Genomic DNA, 348 nt, shown 5'->3' with positions numbered 1-348 from the left:
GTGCGATGATCCCTCGTCCCAGACCGGAGCGGTTCCGGCTGCGCCGGACCATGATGTTTATGAACGCCCAGAAGCCGGGGCTCATCAAGGACGCCTACATCTACGGCTGTGACTCCATCATGCTGGACCTGGAGGACGCGGTGGCGGAGAACCAGAAGGACGCCGCCCGCTTCTCTCTGTACCACGCCCTGAAGTCGGTGGACTACGGGGACACCGAGGTCATCGTGCGCATCAACGGCCTGGACACCCCCCACTGGCTGGAAGACGTGCGGGTGTGCGTGGCCGGCGGGGCGGACGGCATCCGCATCGCCAAGTGCGAGAGCGCCCAGGACGTAAAGACCGTGGAGG

Annotated in this window: 1 protein-coding gene; it reads left to right on the top strand. The window is 65.5% G+C overall.

The window, feature by feature from the left end:
* Nucleotides 1–5: 5 nt before the first annotated feature.
* On the top strand, nt 6–348 hold a 343-nt coding region (locus tag H6B31_RS16870), incomplete at its 3' end, for an aldolase/citrate lyase family protein (RefSeq protein WP_243419128.1).

The sequence above is a fragment of the Pseudoflavonifractor capillosus genome, assembly GCF_016899775.1.
Lineage (GTDB): Bacteria > Bacillota > Clostridia > Oscillospirales > Oscillospiraceae > Lawsonibacter.
Note: the sequence above shows the minus strand (reverse complement) of the source record. Positions and strands in the feature narration are given on the sequence as shown.